Below are 22,635 nucleotides of genomic sequence, written 5' to 3' on the forward strand. Positions count from 1 at the left end.
TCCCCCTCTGCTGCCCTGGCCGTGCGGAGCCGGTCATATCCGGCCTGCCGGTCCTACGCGGCCTGCCGGTCCTGGGCGGCCTGCCCGTCATACCCGGCCTCCGGGGTGTCGTAAGTCGGCGCGCAAGGTTCTGATCAGTTCGCGCAGCCGGGTGAGTTGCTGTCGCGGGTCCGTCAGTTCGTCGATCAGGCGGCGCTGGTGCCGGCGCCGGTCGGCTGTTTCGGTCAGGGTGTGGAGGGAGGCGCTGTCGACGACGCCGAGACGGACCGCGCGGCTGAACTCCGCCCGCTGCAGCCGGTCCAGGAGCGCGTCCGCGTGGCTCGACAGTGCGGGCCGCAGGAGTTCGTCGCGTGCCGCGCTCCAGCCGGTGCCGCCCTCGTGCCGGAAGACGAGCAGCAGCCGGAAGCCCAACTCCCGCAGCCGGACAAGGAGTTCGACCAACGCATCCGGCTCGGGTTCCTGGTCGAGGCCGTCGACGAGGACGGTGACCGGGCGGACGGGCGCACGGTCGGCCGCCTGCGCGGGCCGGGGCCTGGTACCGCGCAGCCAGTCCCAGTACGCCAGGTACTCGCCGGTCGGGAAGGTGATCTGGTCCAGGGCGTGGTCGGCGAGGTCCGGTCTGCTGGAGCCGCCGCGATGCACGACGTGGGCACGGTGCTCCAGATGGCGCAGCGAGCGGTCCTTGCCGCTGCCCGGACGGACCACGGTGATCTTCACCGGATCCTCGTCCGGGTCCTCGAACCAGCGGGTCAACCGCTCCTCGAAGGGCCTGTCCCATGCGTACGGACTGCTCAACTCCCTGATCACCGGCGACAGTTCGGCGATTCGGTCGACGGGGACCAGATACGAGAAGGCGAGCCGGTTGTCCTCGGGCAGTACCGCCTCCATGTCGCCGCGCCAGCTGACGACGAGGCCGACCACGCGGGCCGGACGTCCTTCCTGCGGGCGGGTGCACACGGCGGCGCCGCTGAAGCCCTTGCGCACCACCTCCGCCTTGGTGACGGCGTCGAGCTGCACCCGCTCGCCGCTGGCCCCGCCGATGCGCCCCCACAGGCTCATCCCGTCGTCAAAGCCCTGCGCGTAGCCCGTCGCGTACACCTCCATGCCGCCCCACAGTGCGGGTTCCAGCGGGGCGGGGCGTGCCTGCGGGCGCGGGCTGTCCAGGCGCAGCACGGCCACGTCCTCGCTCGCGCGCAGCCAGCCGCCGGGCAGGACCCGCGCCACCACGGGTTCGATGTCGCTGTTCTCGGCGAACTCCAGCCACATCACGGCGTCCGGGGTGCGCACCACGTGGGCGCAGGTCAGCGCGGTGTTCTGGTCGACGAGCACGCCGGCGCCGCAGATGGGGCCGTGCGCGTCCTCGCGCCGTAACCTCAGTCTCCAGTCCGCACGCAGTTCCCCCATGCTGTCTCACACTACGCGCGGAGCATGGTGCCTCCCTAGACTTGTGACCAGTTCGGATCGGCCAATCAACGGAATTCGGCGGTGTGTTGACATGGGGGATTCAGAACCGATCGGTCTCGCGGAGGCCATCGGCACGGTTCGTGCCGAGCTCGCGCGGGCCCAGGCCGAAGGCGCGGAGAGCGACTGGCGGTTCAGCGTGGAGCAGGTCAGCCTGGAGTTCTCGGTGCAGTTCCACCGGGCAGGCGAGGGCGGGGCGGGCCTGAGGCTGGGCGTGGTCGAGGCACGCCTGGGCGGCTCGGTGAGCCATGACTCCACACACCGCATCCAGGTCGACCTCAAGCCGCTTCCCCGCCCCGACGGCCGTCACCACGAGGTGAGCCGCGACGACGACACCGCCCACAGCCGGCCGGAACCGCCCGACGGCGACCTCTCACGCTAGCGGTCCCGGCGGAGGGCACTGCTACCGGTGGTCCCCGACGGTGACGGAGCCCTTGACCTTCGCGCCCGTCCGGTTGTCGTAGATCACGTCACCGGTGGACTTCTTCCAGATCCTGATGCGGAAGGTGTCCGGGGTGTCGGTGGCGGTGACGCGGAAGGCGTAGCCGCCCGTGCCGTTGACCGTGCCGGAGCCCTGGTACACGGCCTGGGAGCCGGTGATCACCAGCCAGTCGGAGCCGGTGGAGCGGAACTGCAGCCTGGCCGGGCCGAGTTCGAGGGATACCCGGCCCGTGGGGGTGGTGGCTCCCTTCGCGTAGAACGCTGTGACGAAGAAGGCTGCCTTGCCGGTCAGGTCCGGTCTGGCGGGGTAGGCGCCCGCCGGAGAGGTGAAGACGCCGGTGGCGAACGCGGGTCCGGCGGAGCGGTCGTAGGCGATCAGTTCGGGGAGCGTCCTGCTGTCCGTGGCGCCGTCGTCGTCGGTGACGGTGATCACCGGTCGCCGTATTCCCGCCTTGGTGTAGGTGTGTTCGGCGCGGCAGCCGGTGACCGTGACCGTGCCGGGCTGCGGCTCGCCGCCGTCCTTCCAGTCGACCGCGCAGGTGTGGGTGTCGATCGCGCCCGGGTCGGTGAACTCGGCGGTGACGACTGCCCGTTTGTCCACCGACACCGGGGACCGCGGCCCCTCGGCGGAGGTGATGGCCGGTGCCACGTTGGACACCGTGACGGTCGCCGTGTCGCTGCTGCGGCCGCCGGTCAGGGTGGCCGTGTAGGTGCCGTCGTCGGTGCACGTGACGGTGGTCTTCGCCGTCCCGGGGTCGGCGACGGTGCAGGGCGCTCCCTTGTCGACCGTCCAACTCGGGCTGCCCGCACCGGAGATGGTGCCGTTCAGCGCGAGGGCGTCGCCTTCCCTCCCGCCGACGTCCGCACCGGCGTGCACGATGGTCACCGGGTCGATGCTCGTCAGGGTGGGCGCGACCTTCTTGATCAGGCCGTCCGCGTCGAACTCCAGCTTGTCGATGGTCGTTTCGCGGTGTGTGCCGTCACCGCCGGGGATGGCGAACCGGTGGTAGGCGATGTACCAGTCGTCGGTGTTCGGGACGTGGACGACCGAGTGGTGGCCGGTGCCCTTGATGCCGAGGGAGAGGTCCTTCTCCAGGATCACGCCGTGCTTGGTCCAGGGGCCGGTGGGGGAGGGCCCGGTGGCGTAGGCGACGCGGTAGTTCTCGTCGCGGGTGTCGTTCTCCGACCACATGAAGTAGTAGGTGCCCTTGCGCTTGACGACGAACGAGCCCTCGTTGTAGCCGCTGGGCGTGATGTCCTTCGTCTTCGAGGTGTCGACGGAGGTCATGTCGTCGTTCAGCGGAGCCACGTAGGCATGTCCGTTGCCCCAGTAGAGGTAGGACTGCCCGTCGTCGTCGGTGAAGACCGCCGGGTCGATCATCTGGCCGCTGAACTGGCCCGCCTTCAGCAGCGGTTGCCCTAGCGCGTCCTTGAAGGGACCGGTGGGCGAGTCGGACACCGCGACCCCGATGTTGGCGTCGGCGCAGAAGTAGAAGTAGTACTTCCCGTCCTTCTCGGCGATCGTCGGCGCCCAGGCCCTGCTGTCCGCCCAGCTGACGTCGGGACCCAGGTCGAGGATGACGCCGTGGTCCTTCCAGTGGACCAGGTCGGTGGAGGAGTACGCCTTGAACTGCGTACCGCTCCAGCCGTCGAAGCCGTCGGTCGTCGGGTAGATGTAGAAGGTGTCGCCGAACCGCACGATGTTCGGGTCCGCGTTGAGGCCCGGCAGAACCGGGCTCCTCATGACGAGCGCCGAGACCGTCCAGGCGCGCTTCTTCCCGTCGGACCCCGTCACCTCGTACGTCACCGGCTTGCTGAAGTCCTGCACGCTGCCGGAGGCGGGGCTGATCGCCGCGCCGTGCGCGAGGGTGAACTCCGGTGCCAGCGCGGTGAGATCGGTGCCTTCCTTCATCGGCAGTGTGACCTTGCTGTCGGCGTTGTCGACGATGGCGTCCACCTTCAGCGCGGGGTGCGCCGCCTTGGCGATGCCCGCGGTGTTGCCGCTGAGCTCCATGACCTCCGCGGCCGACAGGGCCCGGTCGTAGATGCGGAAGTCGTCGACCTCGCCGCCGAAGTACGGGTCGGCCGCGTACAGGGAGCGGCCGATGTAGCCGCTGTAGTCCTTGTTCGCGTCGTACAGGTCGGACGGCTTGATGGTGGTCGTCGTACGGGCCGCCTCGACGCCGTCGACGTAGAGGACCATCGTGCCGGTCGCACCGTCGAGGGTCACGGTGACGTGCCGCCACTGGCCGGGCGTCAGCTGCGAGCCCGCAGTCACCTTCGACTCCGCCGACCAACTCGCCTTCGTGATCGCCGAGTAGAGGCTGTTGCCGCCGTTGGAGGGCGTCGCGAACAGGTACTTGTCGCTGTCAGGACCGAGCCCGAACAGCCACTGGAAACTGCTGCCGCCCTTCCACTTGGCGTACGTCGACACGGTCACGCTGTCGGCGTCCTTCAGCACACCGCCCGGGACCTTCACATACGGCGAGCCGGTGTCGCCGGACATCTTGAACGAGCCGCCCTTCACGCCGGTGCCGAAGGCGGGCGTGCCGACATACGTGCCGTGGTAGCCGTGGCCGCTGGAGTCGACCGCGATGTTCCCGCCCGTCTCGTCGAAGTCGTAGTGCAGGAGCAGGTCGGCCGGGATGTCGGCGCCCTCCTCCGAGACGGTGACCGCGGCCTGCACGGGGATCGCCGCGCCGTCCGGCAGGCTGCCGGTCACGGTGAAGGTGCCGGCCTGCGCGTAGGCCGAGGCCGGGACGTCGTCCCAGGTGACCGCGACGGGCCGCTCGACGCCGTCCGCGTACTTCGCGATCACGGTGGCCGGCAGGACCGGCGCCCGACCGGTCCTGGTCCTCACCTTCACGCTCTCGACGCTCTGCACCAACTGGTCGGGCTGGTAGGCGCGCAGGAGGCGGTCGTACTCGGCCTGGGTGACGGGCAGGACGGTGCCGTGGCGGGGCTTGGCCGGCAGGTCGTAGCCGGTGGACGGGGTCCAGTTGCCGGAGTCGAGGTCCGTCGTCTCGAACGGGAGGTAGCCGCGGCCGCCGAACTCGTCGAGGAAGGCGTACCACTTCTCCTCGGTGTTGGACTTGAACACCAACGGCCCCTCGGCCGCGCTCATCGTGCCCTTGCCGATGCCCTCCGCGACCGCGGTCCAGGAGGGGTTGAGGATCGAGTCGCTCTTCTCCTCGAAGATGAACTTGCTGTTGGGCGTGGAGGAGCTGTTGTTGCGCTCGTCCTTGGACAGGCGGTAGTACGTCCCGTCGTGCTGGATCATCGTGGAGTCGATGACCGAGTAGCCGCGGTCGATCCACACCTTGGGCTTGCTGAAGGTGTAGAAGTCACGGGTGGTCGCGTACATCATGCGGTTGTACGTGTCGCCGGAGTGCGCCTCGTTGTCGTACAGCTTCGAGGCCCAGAAGACCACGTACTCGCCGAGCTTCGCGTCGTAGAACGCCTCCGGCGCCCAGGTGTTGCCCGCGCTGTCGGGGGAGATCTTCACCAGTCGCTGGTTCGTCCAGTGGACCAGGTCGGTGGACTCCCAGATCATGATGGACTTGCTGCCGGTGCGCTGGGCGGCGTCCCAGTCGCCGTTGCCGTAGATCCTGAGGTCGGTGGCGATCTGGTAGAACTTGTCTCCCTCGGGGGAGCGGATGATGAACGGGTCGCGCAGGCCCTTCTCGCCGAGCGTGGAGGTCAGGACCGGCTTGCCGCCGTTCAACTCCCGCCAGTGCAGCGGGTCGTTGCCCTTGCTGAGGGCGGAGTAGAGCTGTTCGCCGTCCGCGGTGCCCTCGCCGGTGAAGTAGCTGAACATATAGCCCTTGAGGGCTTCCTTCGCGGGCAGTTCGGGCACCTTGGCCGTCAGGACGCGGGTGGCGCTCGCCTCGCCCTTGGTGACGGTGGCGGTCAGGTCGACGGTGGTGGCGCCGTCGCCGTGCGCGGGGCGGTGCACCACGCCGTCCGCGGAGACCGCGTCGGGGTCGGCGGAGGACCAGGTGACGTTCGTGCCGTAGGCGCCGTCGGCGGGCAGGGTGAGGTTGCCGCGTGCGTCATCCAGGTTGTGGACGGTCAGCGCGTCGGCGGCCTGCCGGGCGGCGGTGGCGTCGTCGAAGTCGGGCAGGACGGTGACCTCGAAGGTCCGGGTGTCGGTGACCGTACCCTTCCGCAGCGTCGCCGTGAGGGTGGCGTGGCCGTCGGGCGAACCGGCGGCGGGGCGCGTCACCCGGCCCGAGTCCGAGACCACGTCGGTGTTGTCGCTGGACCAACTGATGCCGGAACCACCGGCCGTGCCGGTCTTCGGCAGATCCAGATCCGTCGTCACGGCACTGGTGTCACCGAGGCCGAGGGCCGCCTTGTCGTCGGCGACGCCCTGGGTGTCGACAGGGAGGGCGAGTTGCTCGACCTCGGAGCCGGCCAGTGCGCGGTCGTATACGCGGAAGTCGCGGATGCGGCCCTTGAAGAGCTGGTCGCCGGAGTAGACGGACCTGCCTATGTAGTCGGCGGTGGTGGTGCCGGAGCCGATCGCGCCGGGCGTGATGCTCACCGACGTGTTGCGGCCGACCTCGACGCCGTCCTCGTAGAGCACGCCCGTGGTGCCGGTCTGGGTGTAGGCGATGTGCTTCCAGACCGAGCGCGTCAGATTGTGGGAGTCGGACGGCTTGGTGGTCTGCTCGGTCGACCAGTTGCCGCTCGCGACCGACGTACGGAAGGAGTTGCCGGTGCTGAACAGGTAGCCGTTCCCGTTGCCGCTGCTGGCGTTGCCGAAGCCGTAGAGGAAGTACGGCGTGGTCTGCGCGGAGTCGATGCGTACGTCGAGGGAGACGGTGATCGAGTCCATCCCCTTCATGACGTCGTCCGGCACCTTGATGTAGGTGTCGGTGCCGTTGAAGGCGAGCCCCTGACCGGATGCCGACCAGTCGGCGGTGCCGTTGACCGTACCGGTGCGCCCGTTGCCGGAGGCGTCGCTCACCGTGGTCCCGGAATCGGCGTCCAGCTTGTACCACAGGGCCAGTCCGTCGGTGACGTCCGAGACTTCGGCGGACTGCGCCGCCTGCGCGGGGAGTGCCGGTCCGGCGAGGGCCAGAAGCATCGAGGCGGCGGTCAGCCCGGCGAGATGGCCCGCCAGGCCTCTCGCGCGGCCGCGGAATCGTGCGATGTGCGTCATGTCGAGGTTCCCTGCTGAGACATGGCTGACGGCGGACGGTGAGGCGGGACGGGCGCACGGACGAGGGCCGACGACGGCGTTCTTGTCGTGGACCTGGGGTTACGCGGAGGTGACGTCGTGTTGCGAGAGTGTCAATCGGCGCACTGTGCAGCGTCAAGAGGTATCGAACAATGTGCGACAGGTCGAACGGAAGCGGCAACTTGGCGCGCTGGAACAGCACTTGGCTGAGCCGACCGCCTCTGAGATCGTCGCCGTCGTCGGTGCGCGGCGAACGCGTGAACCGTTCGCCCCGGGTGGCGGGCCGGCCGGGATCGTAGGCAAGGTGGAGATCTGCGGAGAGGCGGGTGGAGATGACCACTGCGACCGTGGTGGGAGCCGGGCCCAACGGTCTGGCCGCCGCCGTGGCCCTGGCCCGCGCCGGTGTACGGGTGACCGTGCTGGAGGCGGCCGACACGATCGGCGGCGGGACCCGTTCCGGTGAGGCGACCGTGCCGGGGCTGTTGCACGATCACTGCTCGGCCATCCATCCCATGGCCGTCGGCTCGTCGTTCCTGAACGAGCTGGGCCTGGACCGTCACGGTCTGCGCTGGGCGTGGCCGGACATCGACTGCGTGCATCCGCTGGACGGCGGCACGGCCGGCGTACTGCACCGCTCGGTCACCCGGACCGCCGCAGGTCTCGGCGCCGACGGCCGAGCTTGGCGGCGGCTGTTCCAGGGCCCTTCGGCGGCGTACGACACCTTCGGCGACGACATCATGGGCCCGCTTCTGCGCCTGCCCCGGCACCCGGTCCGGCTCGCCCGCTTCGGCGTTCCCGCGCTCGCACCGGCGTCGCTGCTGGCGAAGCTGTTCAGGACGGAGGAGGCCCGGGGGCTGTGGGGTGGGGCGGCGGCGCACGCCTTCCATCCGCTGGAGCGGCCGTTCAGCGCGAGCATCGGGCTGGGCGTCGTCACCGCGGGACACCGCTACGGTTGGGCGGTCGCCGTGGGAGGCTCGCGCCGCATCGCCGACGCCCTGGCGGCCCTGCTGCTCGAACTCGGCGGGAAGATCGAGACCGGCGTGCGGGTGCGGACGGTCACGCAGTTGCCGCGCGCGGACGTGACCCTCTGGGACGTGGCGCCCAGGGCCCTGGCCGACATCCTCGGCGATCTGCTGCCGGCCCGGATCGGCCGCGCCTACCGGCGCTACCGGCACGGACCGGGTGCGTTCAAGGTCGACTTCGCGGTCGAGCACGGAGTGCCCTGGCGGGCCGAGGCGGCGCGGCGGGCGGGCACGGTGCACGTCGGCGGCACGTACGCGCAGATCGCCGCCGCTGAGCGGGACATCCACGGCGGCCGAATGCCGGCACGGCCCTTCGTCCTGGTCGGACAGCAGTATCTGGCCGACCCCTCGCGCTCGGTCGGCGACGTTCACCCCGTGTGGTCGTACGCCCATGTCCCGAACGGCTACACCGGTGACGCCACGTCGGCGGTCATCGCGCAGATCGAGCGGTTCGCCCCCGGCTTCAGGGACCGCGTCGTCGCCACCGCGGTACGCACCACGCGCGGGTTCGCCGAGTACAACCCCAACTTCGTCGGCGGCGACATCATGACCGGCGCCACCGACTTCGCCCAGCTCGTCCTCGGACCACGCCCCACCCTGCAGCCGTACGACACGGGGGTGCCCGGCCACTATCTGTGCTCCGCGGCCACCCCGCCCGGCGCGGGCGCACACGGGATGTGCGGAGCCCACGCCGCCGCACGAGCCCTGCGCCACCTGCGCGCGTGACGCGGTGAGGCCGGCGGCCCGTCTCTCGTCCAGGGCTGTCGACGTCGGACGCGGTCAGGGAGAGGTCAGCCGGTAGCGCAGCACACCGCTCCTGGTCGTGAAGTCGTCGGGCAGGAAAGGGGTGCTGACGGGGTGCCCGTCGAGCCTCAGCGACCGCACGCGGATGTTCTCCGCCGACGCGCCCGGGGCCAGGACGGTCAGGGTGACCCCGTTGCCGCGACGCACCGTGGCGGCGGGGAAAAGGGGGCTGGCCAGGGCGAGTTGGGGGCTGCCCGGGATCTGCGGGTACATGCCGAGGCAGGCCCACACGGCCCAGGACGACATCGCCCCCAGGTCGTCGTTGCCGACGAGACCGTCGGGCCGGTCGGCGAACAGGGCGACCAGGGCGCGCCGCACGGTCGCCTGGGCGCGGTCGGGGCGGCCCACGTAGTCGTAGGCCCAAGGGACGTTGAAGGAGGGCTCGTTGCCGAGATAGGCGTACGGCTTCTCGGCCCCCGCGTTGAGCTGCGTGAAGAAGGTGTCCAGACGGGACGTGACCGCGGCGTCACCGCCCATGGCGGCGAACAGGGCGGGCAGGTCGTGCGGGACCATCCATGTGTACTGCGCCGCGTTGCCCTCGACGTAGTCCCCGCGCTGGGTGGGCGTGAACTGCGGCCAGGTACCGTCGGCCGCGCGGGGCTGCAGGTAGCCGCTCGCCGGGTTGAACAGATGGCGCCAGTTGCCGGCGGCGCGCGTGAGGGCGGCCTCGGTGTCCTTGTCGCCGAGGCGTCCGGCGAGACGGGCGAGCGCGGCGTCGGCGACGGCGTACTCCAGCGTGGTGGACGCGCTGCCCCACACACCCTTGGCCCCGGCCGGGACGTATCCCAGGCTGTCGTACTGCTGGTGCCCCGGCCGCTGCCGGTCGTCCTCCCGGCCCGCCACGGCCGTGCGCAGCAGCGCCTCGGCGTCGAAGTCCGTGCCCCCGAAGGCGTGGATCGCGGCGGCCATGGCCGGCAGCGGATCGCCGACCATGACGCGGGTGCCGCCGTTCGCCAGCGTCCACCGGTCGAAGTACCCGGCCTGGCGGCCCTGTTCGAGGATGGACCGGGCGACGTCGGACGCCTCGCGCGGCGCGAGCAGGGCGAGCAACTGGACCTGTGAACGGTAGACGTCCCAGCCGGAGTAGTTCGCGTACTGCACGTGCCCGGGCCGGGTGCGGTGGACACGGCCGTCCATCCCCCGGTAGCGGCCGTCGGTGTCGCTGAAGGCGCTGGGGTGCAGCAGCGCATGGTAGAGCGCGGTGTAGAACACCCGGCGCTGGACCTCGGTGCCGCCGCGGACGGCGATCCTGCCGAGCCAGTCGTTCCACCGGTTGCGCGCGGCATGCCGGACGACGTCGTACGAGCCGCCGCCCTGCTCCACGGCGGCGTTGCGGCGGGCCGCGCCGACGTCGACGAACGACACGCCCACCCGGGCGGTCACCGTGCGGGTTCCGGGCGCGAAGGAGACGTACGCGCCGGACGTCTTTCCGTCCAGAGCCTCGGTGTGGGCGAAGGGGCGGTCGAAGACGACGTGGAAGTAGAGCCGATAACGGTTCGAGGAGCGGCAGAAGCCGCCGCTGTCGGTGTATCCGGACAGGGTGCGCGTGCCGACGGTGATCTTTCCGCTGGCCTTGTTGAACGCCCGGCCCGCATCCACGGTCAGCCCGGCCGGCCGCGCGTCGCCCGAGGGGTAGGTGAAGCGGGCGATGCCGGAGCGCTGGGTGACCGAGAGCTGCGTACGGATGCCGTTGTCGAAATTGACACCGTAACTGCCCGGCGACGCCTGTTCGTTGGCGTGGGAGAAGGTGGCGAAGCGAGCGGCGGGGTCCGGGTCCGGGCGGCCGGTGAGCGGCATGAACGGCACGTTGCCGTAGTCGCTGCAGCCGGCGCCGGAGATGTGGGTGAGGCTGAAGCCCCGGATCCGGTTGTCCTTGTACGCGTACCCGCCGTGCTGGTGCGTGACCGTGTCGGGGCTCCACTGGACCCCGCCCAGCGCCGCCGAGGCACCGGGGAAGGTGTTCCCGGCCCCTCCGCCGTGACCGAAGTCCGTGCCGCCCGGAGCTGTGCCGACGAACGGGTTGACATAGCCCGCCGGATCCGCCGCGGGCCGTGAGGACTCGGCCGGGGACGGGGTGGAGGACGCCGCCTGGGCCGCTGGGGCCAGCAGGGCGGCCGAGGCCAGGGCAGCCGCGACAGAGTGCAGGCGCAAGAAGCTCTCCTCGAGAAGGTGGGACGTCGCGGTGTCGTACGGCGACGGGGCTGCCCACCTTCTCTGCCGGACCGCGTGGTGCCGCGGCGCCTTGCCGTGGCACGGGCCGCGGATCAGGCTCACGGCGCAACGCACGGGCATGAGGAAGGGGAGTTCGGGGACACCGGGCGGGGACGGGGGCGGTGCTGCTCAGTCGGACGCCCGGTCCCGCTCACACCTCCCTGTGGTCGATGCCGAGCAGACTCGCCGCGGCCCGGAAGTCGGCGGTGTGCCTGCCGACCGCGAGGGACCAGTGGTGGCCGGTGCCCGTGGCGCTCCACGCGTCGACCCACTCGCCGGGATCGCGGCCGAAGTCGACGCGGCTGGTGGTGTTGCCGATCTCCAGCAGTGGGCCGGGGACGACGGTGCCCTCGGAGGTGATGAACGACAGGCTGCCGTCGGCGTCCTGGCCGAGTCCGAGGAGCGTGACCGGGCCGTGCCGCACGTCGAACTCCACGCTGACGCCCCAGCCGCGTTTGCCGTGATAGACGCCGAGGCCCCGCAGCAACGGGTCACGGGCGCTCACGGCCAGGTGGGCCGGCCCGTCGTGGCCCATCTCCACCACGCCGTCCTCGAAGTTCAGCGCCTGGATCTCGGTGAAGGAACCCCCGGCGCCGACACTCTGCGAGGCCAACTGGGCGACGCTGGTGCGCAGTTCGTACTCCCCGGCGGCGGGTACGCCCCGGGCGGTGAGCAGCGAGGCGCCCAGGATCATGCCCGCGCCCAGCCGTTCGTGCAGCTCGCCGTCGAGACCGCGGTGGTAGTAGGCGAGCGTGTCGAGGCCGAAGTCCGCCACGAGCCGGTCGAGGGCGACGGACACCGTCGCTCCCCACGCGAAGTCCTCGTCCACCACGCTCTCGTCGAGGGTGAAGACCCGGCGCGCGAGCGCCATGCGGTCGCGGGTCTCCGCCTCGGTCACCTTCTCCACCCGATGCCGCAGGTCGTCGAACTCCAGTACCTCGACGTGCGAGCCGAACGTCGTCGACAGGAGGGTCGGATCGGTCGACACGTCGAGCATGCCGGGATACAGGTGCCCCATCAGTCCGTGCCGGGCGTGCCTGAGTGCGGCCCGGACGTGTGCGGCGCGGATCCACTGCTCGATGCGCCGCCAGGCCGACTCCTGGTGCAGCCAGCCCGACACCGACCGGAAGGGGATGCCGGCGCGGCGGAAGACGTTGCCGATCTCGGGTACGGAGCACTGCCCGCAGTAGGCCAGCCAGGCACCGGTGCCGAACGAGGCGTGGTCCATCCGCTCGGACGGCTGCAGATCGATGACCAGCACGGGCGTGTGCGAACGCCGGGCGATCGGCAGCACCATCGACGAGGTCAGATACGTCGTCACGAAGAGCACGATCAGGTCGCAGTCGGCCCGGCGCAGCTCCTCGGCGGCGACGGCCCCCTCCTCGGCGTCCGAGACGAAGCCGACGTCGGTCACCTCGGCGTCCATCCGCCGCAGGCGTTCGGCCACGTGTGCGGCCGACTCCTTCAGCTGCGGAAGGAGACCGGGGAACTGCGGCCAGTACGTGCCGAGTCCGCCGGCGACCAGGCCGATGCGGGTGCGGCGGCGGGGCACCGGCGGGAGCAACTCCCGAATGCGCGTGGAGTGTTCGGCGGTTGTCATGGCTCTGGGTGCTCCTTCGGAGGTCCGCTTCGGATTCACGCCCGGGCCACTCCCAGATCCGCCGGAGCGGCAGCGGCGTCGGGGGAACGCCGCAGGAGCACACGGACGATGTAGACGCCCGCGAACGCCGACGCCGCCATGCACGCGGTGATCGACCAGAGCAGGACGGACGCGCTGTACTCCATCAGGGCGGGCGTGACGAACGCGACGCCCGCGAAGACTCCGCGCGACACGGCGTAGGTGAGGCCCTGGGTGGTGCCGCGGGTGTCCGGGGGCAGCGTGAGCTGCGACCACACCTTGTAACTGGCCTCCCCGGCAAAGGGGTTGGAGATCTGGTAGAGCACGAAGAAGACGAGCATGCCGACGAGCGCACCGGCCGTGAGGGAGGCGACGCAGAAGGCGACGATCTGCACGACGGTGAACACGTAGAACAGCCGGTCGCGCCAGGGGGTGTCGGCGATCCGGACGAAGACGAAGGTCAGCACCAGGGCGATCGGCAGGAAGACGAGGTTGATTCCGGTGGCCAGGCTCTGCGAGGCGCCGCTGACCGTGACCAGCAGATAGGTGCCGAACTGACCGAAGGTGTTGGCGCCGACGCCCCAGGTGACGTAGTAGGCGAAGGTCGCGGCCATCGGCAGCAGCGCGGCTCGGTTCCACACGTTCTTGAGCTCGGTGCCACGCGGTGCGGGCGCCGCGGCCGGTTCCCGGACCATCTCCGTGTCCGACGGCTCGGCGGCCGACCGCAGCCGGGAGCGGAGCTGCCAGGTGACCAGTGCGGCGACGGCCAGATGGCCGGTGATGAGCCGCGCCCCGACCATGCCCGAGTCCGACAGGAGGTAGCCGAGGAAGATCACTACGACGATGCCCGCCACCCACATGACCTGGGTGAAGGACACGAGCCGTGCTCGGCTTTCGACGGGGGCGGAGTCCGAGACCACGGCCAGGGACGTCGGCAGATCGGCACCGGCCGCGAGGCCGGCCACGAGCACACCGCAGAAGAGCACGATGTCGTTCGGCGCCAGGGTGATGACGATCGCGCCCAGCGCGAAGCAGAAGATGTCCCAGTTGTAGACACGGCGGCGACCGAACATGTCGGCCAGCCGTCCGCCGACGAGGGAGCCGACGGCGATGCAGCCGGTGACGATCGCGCTGATCGCGCCCGCCATCCACACGCCCATGTCGTAACTGTCACGGTAGATGGCCAGGTTGACGGCGATGCTGACGATGAGAGCGGCGTCGAGGTAGGAGGCCATGCCCGAGAGGGCCGCGACCTTCCACAGCCGCCAGGGGATGGGTTGTTCCGAGCGTACGGGGGAAGTCGGGGTTCGGACCATGATGCGACTCCGTCGTCTGGGGGTGGGCCGAGCGGAGGGGAACGTCGCGGCTCTGGGCCGGGCTGCGGTGAATATAGGGTTCAAAAAACGTTACAACAAGACCTCTGGCGCACATCCACTGGAAACGCCGGTCCATGGGGTCGCCGCCGCATGTCTGGCGCGTACGCCGCAGCTTGTCTACGGTGAAGTGCGTGTAAAACGTTTTTCAGATCCGTGAAGGTGTCCGAGCCGAACTCGGAAGGACCGCAGTCGTGATCTCGCCGTCCCTGCAGCAGCTGTTCGAGGATCCGCCCCGGGAATTCGGCCCCACGCCGCTGTGGTGGTGGTCGGGTGCGAGGGTCACCCGCGAGCGTCTCACCTGGCAGATGCGCAGGTTCGCCGATGGCGGCATCCACAATCTCGTGGTGATCAACCTGGCGCCGGCAGGGCCGGGTTTCGGCGCCCCGGCCGACGAACCGGCGTGGTTCGGCGAGGAGTGGTGGGAACGCCTCACCGACGCGTGCAAGGTCGGCCGTGAGCTGGGCACGCGCCTGTGGTTCTACGACCAGATCGGGTTCTCCGGCGCCAACGTCCAGGGCGGCGTCACGCGTCGGCGGCCCGAGGCGGCCGGCCTCGCCCTGCGCACCCGCCGGGCGACGGTCGCCAAGGGCGCCGTCCATCTGCGGAGTTCGGAGACCCTGGTGGGCGCGTACGCCGCGGACGGCCGCCGCATGCCCGACACCGACACCGACACCGACCCCGACGTCGATATCGGCACCGGCACCCGTACTCAGCGGATCGCGGCCGCGGAGGGCAGCGTGATCCAGCTCGTCACCGCCGTCCCCACGGCCTTCGACTACCTGGACCCGTCGGCCGTCGGCCTGCTGATGGACGCCGTCCACCACGAGTTCGACCGCCGGGTCCCCGAGTACCTGGGCAACGTCGTCGCCGGCAGCTTCCAGGACGAACTGCCCGGCACCAACTCCTTCAGCCGTCGCTTCCCCGAGGAGTTCCGCGCACGCCGCGGCTACGACCTGCTCGACCATCTGCCGGCCCTCTTCGAGGAGACGGCAGGCCTCTTCGAAGAGAGGGCGCGGGCGGCGAAGATCCGCGCCGACTATTACGCGGTCCGCGCCGAACTCACCGAAGAGGCCCTGTTCAAACCCCTGGCCGTCTGGCACGACGACCGCGGCATGCTCGTCGGCTGCGACCAGAGCCACCCCGCGCGCTCCGGCCACCCCGCCCAGTCCACGCAGATCTACACGGACTACTTCCGCACACACCGCTGGTACGGCGCCGCCGGCAGTGACCACCACGGGGATTCCAAGGTCCACTCCTCCATGGCGCACCTCTACGGGCACGAGCGCGTCTGGATCGAGGCGTTCCACTCCTCCGGCTGGGGCGGCACCCTGGAGGACACCTACGACTGGCTCCTGCCGTTCCTGCGCAGCGGCGCCAACCTGTACAACCCGCACGCCAGTTACTTCGGCACCGCGGGCGGCTGGTTCGAGTGGGCGCCGCCGTCCACCGACTGGCGCCAGCCCTACTGGCAGCAGTACCCCGCGTTCTCGCGGGCCGTCGCCCGGATCTGCTCCCTCATGTCCTGGGGCACCTACAGCGCCGACGTGGCGGTCCTGCACCCCACCGCCACCATGCAGGCCCTCATCCCGCTGGACGCGCCGATCAAGCACTTCGGCGACGGCCTCCTCGGCGACGGGCACACCGACGTGGACGAGACGCAGGAGCACTACCTGGACCTGTGCGGCACCAACAACTGGCTGCGGCCCCGCATCGGTGCCCTGGACCGGCACCGCGTCTCCTTCGACGTCATCGACGACGCCTCCGTGCAGCGGGCCACGGCCGCCGACGGCGCCCTGCGCGTCGGAGGCCTGGCCTACGCCGCGGTCCTGCTGCCCTCCGCGAGCGTCCTGGAGGAGGACACGGCGCGCCGGCTCGCCGAACTGCTCGACGCCGGCGGCCGGGTGGTGGTCGTGGGCCGTCCGCCCGAGGTCGCGGCGGGCCTCGCCGGTGACGACACCGTCGTAGCGGCGCTGAGGGCTCATCGGAGGCTGGAGCGCGTGAGCGGCGCCGAGGCGGCGGCCGCCGCCTTGGCCGGTACCGCCGGACACGCGACGGGTGACGTCCCGCTCCTCGTCAGGAGGAACGGCGACGCGGCGATCGCCCTGGTGACGGGGGCTTTCCCGGACGCCCGCAGGCATCCGCCCAGGGGCAACCACGACATCGACCCGGCCCGCTACGCCCCTACCAGGTCCGTCACCGTGCGCGCCCCCGTCGCCGAGGCCGAGGTGTGGAACCCGGCGACCGGTGCCCGACGCCCCGCGCCCGTCACCCTCTCCGCCGGCGTCTCGACCATCGAGGTGCAACTGGAGGGCGCCCCAGCCGTACTCGTCGTATGGCGCGAGGGCACCCCCACGGCACCGGAGCCCACGCCGACACCCCGGCCGGCCCGGACCGTCGACGTGTCGGCCGGCTGGGAAGGTCGCCTGGTGCCCACGATGAACAACACCTGGGGAGACCTCGCGCTGCCCGCCGGTTCGTCCGTCGACGTGCCGCAGATCTGGACTGTGCGGTGGACCGAGACCGATTCAACCGACGTGCGCTGGGAGGAGATTCGGGCGACGTACGGCAACCGGGCGCGCGTTCTGCCTCCGATGCCCGCCGCGAAGGCCCCCGACGCGCTGGACCCCGCGTCCGTCGCACGGGTGCTGGCCGGAGAGCTGCCGCTGGTTCCCTGGGACGAGAGCTGGGCCGTGGCGCTGTTCTCGTCGAGCCGCGGAATCCTCGATCCGGACGGCCTGCTGGGCAACAAGGGGCTGGTGACCGAGGAGTTCGTGCGTGTCCCGGTACCGGGCCCCCACACCGTCGCCCGCGTCCGGACGATCGTCGAGACCGACCACCGGGGACCGGCCGATCTGCACGTGGGCGCGGCGGCGGCCAAGCGCGTGTGGTGGAACGGCGAACGGCAGGAAACAGGCGGCGGATATCTGGTGTCCGCCCGCGTGCAGGTGGAACAGCACCGCAACGTCCTGGAGTACGAGCTGTCCGACGCCGAGGACCGTCCGTCGCTGATCTCGGCCAAAGCCCATGCCCCATTGGGCAGTTACTTCTGTCTGTCGCATCCGGACGGGTTCGCGGGGCGTCCCCGGTTCATGTGCCTGCCCGAGGGTGTACGACCGGACGGCGGCGTCACCTACCGCGGGCGCCTGTGTGCCGCGGACGACGGTGCGCGAGCCGTGCTCGTGGTGGGTGCCGCCGTGGGGGTCACCGTGCTGCTCGACGGTGCCGTCGTGGCGAGGCAGGAGAAGGTGGAGTACTACGAGTCCGACTGGGGCGCGGTGCCGATGTTCTTCCGCCACGAACTGCTCCTCGGGGCGGGCGATCACGTGCTCGACGTCGTGGCCGACAGCGCCCGCGCACGCGACGCGGTGCTCGTCGACTTCGTGGCCCGCTCGGGGTCCGACGCGACCGCGCTGGTCAGCGGAGCCGGCTGGGAGGCCGAGACGGGCGAATGGCGCGGACGCACCGTCGAACACGAGGGCAGGTGGGGGGAGTTGCAGCACTGCCATGCCGCGGTACGGCCGCACCCGTTGCCGGACACCGAGTGGCTCACCGGCCCACCCGTGCTCGGCACCCCCGTACTGCCCCTGAGGTCCACCGACGACGTCCGCGAGCGCGCCCAGCACTTCCGCTTCACCGCGCCGTCGGGCACCGTCGCCCTCGATCTCCCGCTGGAGCTGCCCGCGCGGGTCAGAGTCGCGGACGAAGCCGAACGGCCCCTCGACGGGCAGACACTGACGCTGCATCAACCACTCGTGGACGCGACGGAGTTCGAGGTCGTCACCGCACCAACGGCCCTGCTGCGGGGCGGCTCGGCCTGGCGCGGGCCGGTGCGTGTCCATACCGTGCCGGCGCCGATCGAGCTGGGGGAGTGGGGGGCGCTGGGACTGGGCAGCTGGAGCGGCGGCGTCATGTACTCGCGGGACGTGGACGTGCCTGACTGGCCGGACCCGGTGCTCGATCTGGGGCGGGTGCGCGGCAGTGTCGCGGTCCGCGTCGACGGCGAACCCGTAGGCGAGGCGTTCTGCGCTCCGTACCGCTTCGCGCTGCGAGGGGCCGCCGGGCGCACCGTACGGATCGACGTGACCGTCCACAACACGCTGGCCCCGTATCTCGCCGAAGCCACTCCGACCGCCTGGGCGTTCCCGTCCCAGCTCGCCTCGGGCCTGCTGGGACCGGTGACGCTGCTCAGCCGGGGCTCAGCCGGCGGAAAGTGACAGGGTGGAGTCCCGCAGGACCAGGCCGGGCGCGAACACCCTTGTCTCATGGGCGTGTTCGGCGCGGGCCTCCACCTCGTCGAGCAGCATCTCCACGGCCGCCCTGCCGAGGTCCTCGACGGGCTGCCGGACCGTCGTCAGGGTCGTCCCCACGAAACTCGCGATGTCGAGGTCGCCGTACCCGACCACCTGTACGTCCTCGGGGACCTTCACGCCCCGCTCGGCCAGCCCGCGGCACAGTCCGGCGGCCAGGAAGTCGTTGGTGCAGAACACCCCGTCGGGCAGATCGCCGAGCCCGCGGGCGATGTCCGTGCCGTACGCCACCGTCATCTCCCCGGCGACCACCTGCCCCAGCCGCGCCTCACGTCGGCTGCGCACGGCCTGCCGGGCGCCCTGGTACCGGTCCGCGCACTGCCGTATCGCGCGCTCCCCGTTCACCACCAGGATGTCGCGCGCCCCGCAGTCCAGGAGGTGCTGCACGGCGACACGGCCGCCGGCGATGTCGTCGACGGAGACGGAACAGCCGTCCTGGGCCGGCATCGCACGGTCCGCCAGAACCAGCGGGATGCCCCGCTCGCGCAGCCGTGAGAGCCGGGTGGGGTCGGCGCTGAGCGGGACGACCACGGCGCCGACGGACCGCTGTTCGACCAGCATGCTGAAGTAGCCCTGCTCACGCTCCGGTTGGTCCCCGCTGTGGCAGAGCACCAGCGCATAGCCGTGGTCGTACGCCGCGTCGGCGGCCCCGCGGGCGATGCGCGCGTAGAAGGAGTTGGTCACGTCGGGCAGCACCAGGCCGATGGAGGAGGTGTGTCCCGTGCGCAGTCCGGCGGCGCCCGGATGGGGGACGTAGTCGAGAGCCGCCACCGCGTCGCGGACCCGCTCGGCGGTGCGGGCGTTGACACGCTCCGGGCGGTTCAGCACGTTCGACACCGTGGACACCGAGACCCCGGCGGCGGCTGCGACGTCCTGGATGCGGGCGGGGCGAACCGGAATGACGTCCACCCCCCTCGCTGTGACAGCCGTGCGGCCAGGCGCGACGTGGTCCTGACAGGCGACGCAAGTCTACCCCGGCGGCCTCTGGAACGTTTTTTGCAACCGTCATCGGCCCGTGCCGCGCTCGCCGCCGTCAGGGACGCCCTCGCCTGACGAGCATCAGTACGCCCTCCGTGCTCGTCCACGGACCGTGCTCCATTCCCGGATGCCGGTACGCGTACATCCCCGCGGTGAACGTCTCGCCCAGGCGCAGATCGGTCAGGGACCCGTCGACGACGTACACCTCCTCGAAGCAGTCGTGACGGACGGGTCCTTGCCCGCTGGTGTCCGTCCCCGGCTCGTACCGCTGGAGAACGGTCGCGTCCTCGCTCTCCGGGTCCTCTGCCAGCACCTGTTCCCACACGCCGTCGGGCGCCCCGGGCGGCCGGCGCCAGGGCGCCTCGGGACGGTGGAACTCGGACTGCGGTCTGCTCATCGGGCCTGCTCTCTCGTGGTGTCGACCGAGTTCAGCACAGTTGCCGCGCCATCACCCTCTGTCGCGTCCGCGAGCACGTTCCGTGAGCGGGGCGTCGCCGGGTGTGCCGGAAGCGTCCGAGGTGGGAGGCTTGGACGGGAGGCATCCGCCGAGGGGACTCGGGAGGGTCCGATGGGACGAGACGTACCCGCCCTGGTGTTCACGCGGGAGGACCGCCGTCAGTACCGGGAGAAGATGCACACCTGCCTCGACGTGCTCGCGCAGATGCTGCGCGAGTCGGGCTTCGAGAGTGAGCGCCCCCAGGTCGGGCTGGAGATCGAGCTCAACCTGGTGGACGGTGACGGGCTGCCCGCGATGCGGAACACCGATGTGCTGCAGGCGATCGCCGACCCCGCCTGGTCGAGCGAGCTGGGCCGCTTCAACCTGGAGATCAACCTCCCGCCCCGGCTGCTCACGGCGGGCGGCCCCGGCTCCTGGGAGCAGGCGATCCGGGACGCGCTCAACCATGCCGAGGAGCGCGCCGCGGCCGTGGGCGCACACCTGATCATGATCGGGATTCTGCCGACCCTGGGGGAGTCGCACGTGGGCGAGTCCGCCCTGTCCGGCGATCCGCGCTATCGACTGCTCAACGAGCAGATCTTCGCGGCACGGGGCGAGGACCTGCGGATCCGGGTGGACGGCGTGGAGCGGCTGTCGATGTACGCCGACGCCATCACCCCGGAGGCCGCCTGCACCAGCACCCAGTTCCATCTGCAGGTCGCCCCCAAGGAGTTCGCGGACTACTGGAACGCGGCGCAGGCCGTCGCGGGCGTGCAGATCGCCCTGGCGGCCAACTCGCCCTTCCTGTTCGGCAAGGAGCTGTGGCGCGAGACCCGTATCCCCCTGTTCGAGCAGGCCACCGACACCCGGCCCCAGGAGATCAAGGCCCAGGGAGTACGTCCCCGGGTGTGGTTCGGGGAGCGGTGGATCACCAGCGTCTTCGACCTCTTCGAGGAGAACGTCCGCTACTTCCCGGCGCTTCTGCCGCTGTGCGACGAAGAGGACCCGCAGGAGGCGCTGGACGGAGGCGGCGTGCCGCAACTGGGTGAACTGACGCTCCACAACGGCACGATCTACCGGTGGAACCGGCCCGTCTACGCCGTCACCGACAGCGGCCCGCATCTGCGCATCGAGAACCGCGTCCTGCCCGCCGGCCCCACCGTGGCCGACATCATCGCCAACGGCGCCTTCTACTACGGCCTGACCCGCGCCCTCGTCGACGAGGACCGCCCGGTGTGGACACGGATGTCCTTCGCGGTCGCCGAGGAGAACCTGCACGCCGCGGCCCGCGACGGCATCGACGCCCGCCTGTACTGGCCCGGCAGCGGTGAAGTGCCGGTCACGGAGCTGGTGTTGCGACGTCTGCTGCCCCTGGCCCACCGGGGCCTCGAACTGGCGGGCCTGGACGCCACATGGCGCGAACCCATGCTCGGCATCATCGAGCAGCGCTGTGTCGCCGCCCGCAACGGCGCCCTGTGGCAGGCGGAGACGGTCCACCACCTGGAGAAGACCGGCGTCGGAGACCGCTATGAGGCGCTGCGGCGGATGACCACCACGTACAAGGACTACATGCACCTGAACGCGCCCGCGCACACGTGGCCCGTGGACTGACCGCTGACCGACCGGTGACCGAAACAGGCGGCCCCCGAGCCGGGATGTAACCCGGATCACAGGGGCGAGGTGCATCGTGCCGCGGTGTCCACCGTCTTTCCCCAGGTGTAGGGGGGTTGGGCCGGAACGGGGACGGTGCGCGTGGAGCAGAGTCGAGCCGAGGGGTTCGACGGGTTCGTGGCAGCCCGCTGGTCGGCGTTGCTCCACCTCTCCCGTCTGCTCGTGGGAGGCGATCGGCACCGGGCCGAGGACCTGCTCCAGGAGGCCCTGGTCAAGCTCTGGTTCGTCTGGCCCAGGATCGCGGAGGAGGCCCCCGAGGCATACGTGCGCAAGGTGCTGGCGCGAGCGGCAGCACGCTCGGCGCAGCGGCGCTGGTGGGGTGAGCGCCCGGTCGAGCAGCTGCCGGACCTGGCGGAGGCGGGCGATGTGTCCGCCTCCGTGGCCGAGCGCTCGCGGCTGGAGGCCGCGCTGGCCCAGTTGCCGTCGCGGCAGCGGGCCGCGGTGGTGCTGCGCTACTACCAGGACCTGTCCGAGAAGCAGGTGGCGGAGGTGCTGGGGTGCCCGGTGGGCACCGCTCGATCCCATGCCTCGCGTGGCGTGGCGCGACTGCGCCGCCTCCTGTCCGACGTCATCGAGCCGGTGGGGTGAAGGGGAGTTGATGGACCATTTCGAGCGGGAGTTGGCGCGGATGATGCGCGACACCCAGGAGCACACCCCCTTCGAGGCCGAACAGCAGGTGCGCCTGCGGTCCGGGGTGCGCGCCCGCCGTCGTGCCCGCGCGGTGCAGAAGGCGACCGGGTCGGTCCTGGCCGCCGCCGGCCTCGCCGTCGGCTTCTTCATGCTGCCCCACGACCCCGGCGAGAACAGGCCGCAGGCCCCCCTCCCGCGGCCCGTCATGAGCCCGTCCCCGAGCCCGACACTGACGCCGGACATGTCCCCGAGCGCCACCTCGACCGCGAGCCCCACGGGGACCGCGGGAGAGCCCTCCGCTGCGACCACCACGCCCACCACGCCCACCACGACCGGGACTTCGGACGCGGTGTCCTTGGACCCGTCCTCGACCGGCACCCGGGTCCCACCCTCCGACACCGCGACACCGAGCGCACCCCCGACTCCGTCCAGCACGCTCTCGTCGGCGGCGGCCTCGGAGGAGGCGACGTCGTTGGACTCGGGATAGCGGGGGCC

General features: G+C 71.0%; 13 protein-coding genes. 6 read left to right on the plus strand and 7 right to left on the minus strand.

All coding sequences use genetic code 11. The features are described from left to right. Nucleotides 1-87 precede the first annotated feature (87 nt). Entirely contained in the window at nt 88-1,404 is a 1,317-nt protein-coding gene (locus tag OG870_RS42855) for a S1 family peptidase (protein ID WP_266841789.1), read from the minus strand. A gap of 91 nt (nt 1,405-1,495) precedes the next feature. Between OG870_RS42855 and OG870_RS42860 the strand changes: the two genes are divergently transcribed. Continuing rightward, the gene (locus OG870_RS42860; RefSeq protein ID WP_266526453.1) at nt 1,496-1,843 is read left to right on the plus strand and encodes a trypco2 family protein; all 348 of its coding nucleotides are present in this window, start codon (nt 1,496-1,498) and stop codon (nt 1,841-1,843) included. Between the two features lie 21 nt (nt 1,844-1,864). Here the strand turns inward: OG870_RS42860 and OG870_RS42865 are convergent, their stop codons facing one another. Then, complete coding sequence (locus OG870_RS42865) at nt 1,865-7,069, minus strand: family 43 glycosylhydrolase (protein ID WP_266841791.1); 5,205 nt, start codon at nt 7,067-7,069, stop codon at nt 1,865-1,867. 350 nt (nt 7,070-7,419) lie between these two features. On the opposite strand from OG870_RS42865, the gene OG870_RS42870 reads away from it, so the two are divergent. Next, nucleotides 7,420-8,835, plus strand: coding sequence for a phytoene desaturase family protein (locus OG870_RS42870; protein WP_266841793.1), 1,416 nt, complete (start codon nt 7,420-7,422; stop codon nt 8,833-8,835). Nucleotides 8,836-8,889: 54 nt separating this feature from the next. Here the strand turns inward: OG870_RS42870 and OG870_RS42875 are convergent, their stop codons facing one another. The 3 genes from OG870_RS42875 to OG870_RS42885 all read right to left on the minus strand — a co-directional run bounded on the left by OG870_RS42875 (nt 8,890) and on the right by OG870_RS42885 (nt 14,058). Then, on the minus strand, nt 8,890-11,064 hold the full coding sequence (locus tag OG870_RS42875; RefSeq protein ID WP_266841795.1) for a GH92 family glycosyl hydrolase: 2,175 nt from the start codon (nt 11,062-11,064) through the stop codon (nt 8,890-8,892). Between the two features lie 211 nt (nt 11,065-11,275). Further along, a complete protein-coding gene (locus OG870_RS42880) occupies nt 11,276-12,724 on the minus strand; it encodes an L-fucose/L-arabinose isomerase family protein (protein ID WP_266526445.1) in 1,449 nt (482 codons plus the stop codon). Between the two features lie 35 nt (nt 12,725-12,759). Then, complete coding sequence (locus OG870_RS42885; protein WP_266587206.1) at nt 12,760-14,058, minus strand: MFS transporter; 1,299 nt, start codon at nt 14,056-14,058, stop codon at nt 12,760-12,762. A 251-nt stretch (nt 14,059-14,309) separates the two neighbouring features. Between OG870_RS42885 and OG870_RS42890 the strand changes: the two genes are divergently transcribed. Next, the gene (locus tag OG870_RS42890; protein WP_327692072.1) at nt 14,310-18,332 is read left to right on the plus strand and encodes a glycosyl hydrolase; all 4,023 of its coding nucleotides are present in this window, start codon (nt 14,310-14,312) and stop codon (nt 18,330-18,332) included. On the opposite strand, the gene OG870_RS42895 is transcribed toward OG870_RS42890, so the two are convergent. After that, nucleotides 18,315-19,334, minus strand: coding sequence for a LacI family DNA-binding transcriptional regulator (locus OG870_RS42895; RefSeq protein ID WP_327692073.1), 1,020 nt, complete (start codon nt 19,332-19,334; stop codon nt 18,315-18,317). The two genes, OG870_RS42890 and OG870_RS42895, sit on opposite strands and share 18 nt — an antisense overlap. A gap of 124 nt (nt 19,335-19,458) precedes the next feature. Then, a complete protein-coding gene (locus OG870_RS42900; protein ID WP_266526437.1) occupies nt 19,459-19,800 on the minus strand; it encodes a cupin domain-containing protein in 342 nt (113 codons plus the stop codon). Nucleotides 19,801-19,971: 171 nt separating this feature from the next. On the opposite strand from OG870_RS42900, the gene OG870_RS42905 reads away from it, so the two are divergent. The 3 genes from OG870_RS42905 to OG870_RS42915 all read left to right on the plus strand — a co-directional run bounded on the left by OG870_RS42905 (nt 19,972) and on the right by OG870_RS42915 (nt 22,627). Next, nucleotides 19,972-21,450: a glutamate--cysteine ligase gene (locus OG870_RS42905; protein ID WP_327666562.1), complete on the plus strand. Its 1,479-nt coding sequence runs from the start codon at nt 19,972-19,974 to the stop codon at nt 21,448-21,450. Nucleotides 21,451-21,591: 141 nt separating this feature from the next. Continuing rightward, on the plus strand, nt 21,592-22,098 hold the full coding sequence (locus OG870_RS42910; protein ID WP_266526433.1) for a SigE family RNA polymerase sigma factor: 507 nt from the start codon (nt 21,592-21,594) through the stop codon (nt 22,096-22,098). A 10-nt stretch (nt 22,099-22,108) separates the two neighbouring features. Then, entirely contained in the window at nt 22,109-22,627 is a 519-nt protein-coding gene (locus OG870_RS42915; RefSeq protein ID WP_327692074.1) for a hypothetical protein, read from the plus strand. Nucleotides 22,628-22,635: the final 8 nt, after the last annotated feature.

This window comes from Streptomyces sp. NBC_00461, from assembly GCF_036013935.1.
Taxonomy (GTDB): domain Bacteria; phylum Actinomycetota; class Actinomycetes; order Streptomycetales; family Streptomycetaceae; genus Streptomyces.